Raw genomic sequence first — 1,812 nt, forward strand, 5'->3', positions numbered from 1 at the left:
CCGCTGCGACGTGCTCTACGCCATGCTCCGCAACGGCACCCACTACCACCATCCCGAACCCGCTGCGGCTTGACAACGACATAGGGACACCCCCCACGGGACGGCCAACGGGATGGCGCCGTCGCACGAGATCTACGCCGACCTCACCGGCCTCGCCACCGACGGCACACCTCACCGCACCCGCGTGACGGTCAGCGATCCCCTCGGCCAAGCCCACCTCACCGCCACGAGCGTCCTCATCGGCGCCGAACGCGTCCTCACCCTGGACGGCAGCGCTCCCCTCCCCGCGGGCCTGCACCTCCCGGAACGCGTGGTGGACGCCGAACACGCCGTCTCCCGCCTCCGCGACTTCGGCGTGAGCGTCGAACGAGAGGTCCGCGCCTGAGGAAACCGGCGTGGGACCGGCACAGTGCACCGGCCGTACCTGCAGATGTGGTGACGCCGGCTGTCCTCAGCGGACGAATCCGGGAACCAACCCCAGCACAGGAACCACCACCGCCGTACACGCCGTCATCGACACCACGTTGCCCACGAATGGATGCACCGTCTCCGGAAGCCGTCGTGAAACGTACGCCGCCAGCGGAGGCGCGAAGACCGCCCCCAGAACCGCGCCACTCGCGATGGCCTGGACCGTGGCGCCGTACGTGAGCACCACGGCAGGCGCCACGGAGACCAGGGGAACGAACGTCGGATACCAGCCGTGGCGGGACCATTGGCGGTGGTAGAGCAGGACGCCGAGCGTGGAGGTCAGGATCTGCGCGGTGAGCAGCGCCGGGAGCAGCCCGGTGCCGTGCGCCGGGGCCAGTGGGTTGAGCAGGTATGCGAGCAGCGTGCCCAGCAGCAGGCCGGCGGAGCTGAGTTCGTTGCCGTGGAACGGTGCTTCGGTGAAGTCGGCCAGAACGCGGCGCAGGACCCACGTGGGGCCCTGAAACGACCGCTTGACCGGAGCGGGTGTGGGAAAAGGCCGCCGGGGGAACCAGGGCAGTAAGCGGCACAGCGGGAACGCGACCAGCGCGCTGAGCCACATCGCGCCGGCGGTGCCGATCGACGTGGGCAGGTCCAGGGGGCGACACACGAGCTGGACCAGGCCGATCGCGAGCGGCGTCGTCAGCGCGGCGCCGAGGAGCGCGCCGGTGAGGGCCACCCGGAGGCCCGGGCCGTAGGTCAGCACGAGCGCGGGCGGGACCGACACGAACGCGACGAACGTCGGCTGCCACGTGCCCGTGGCGGGGATCGTCCAGCCCCAGGCGAGGTTCGACAGCAGCAGGCCGAGCAGTGCCGACCCGGTGAGCCACGGCCACAACCCACTGCCGCCGGCGATCGGGAAGCCGGTCCGCCGGGTCGTCACCGCGTGGGCGATCCAGCCGCCGGCGAGCAGGCCGAGGCCGCCGAGCTCGGTCGTGAACGACTGTGCTTCGGTCATGTCGCCGAGGTACCAGCGCAGGAACCCGGGTTGCACCACCTGGTAGCCGGGAAGCACGTGGGGCAGCGAACCCCGGACTGCCGAGAGCAGACAGGCGAGCACGGCGGTCACGGTGACGAGCGCGACACCGGCGAGCCAGCGGCTCAGTGGCGCGGGCAGCTGCGTGGTCATGTCGTGGGCCGCGTTGTCGTCGACGGGTGGGAAGCGTTGTCCCACCAAGACATCCCGGGCGGACTCGATCAGTCTTCCGGGAGTGGTGGACTGTGCTGCAGAGCGAAAACCGACCGGGTTCAAACAGATCCGGACATCGGTTCGGCACGGGCAGCCGCGGGTGCGACGCTTCAGGCAAACCACCGAGGACGCTTGTGAGGTCGAGACCGTGCCCAGCT

The 1,812-nt window shown here is 70.5% G+C and carries 2 protein-coding genes; one reads left to right on the forward strand and one right to left on the reverse strand.

The genetic code is table 11. The features are described from left to right. Nucleotides 1–112: 112 nt before the first annotated feature. Nucleotides 113–385 (forward strand): hypothetical protein, encoded by a 273-nt coding sequence (locus ACWEOE_RS42100; RefSeq protein ID WP_452019451.1) that lies wholly within the window; start codon nucleotides 113–115, stop codon nucleotides 383–385. Nucleotides 386–451: 66 nt separating this feature from the next. On the opposite strand, the gene ACWEOE_RS42105 is transcribed toward ACWEOE_RS42100, so the two are convergent. Next, nucleotides 452–1,639: a hypothetical protein gene (locus ACWEOE_RS42105; protein WP_452019453.1), complete on the reverse strand. Its 1,188-nt coding sequence runs from the start codon at nucleotides 1,637–1,639 to the stop codon at nucleotides 452–454. Nucleotides 1,640–1,812 lie beyond the last annotated feature (173 nt).

Source organism: Amycolatopsis sp. NPDC004368, from assembly GCF_053602515.1.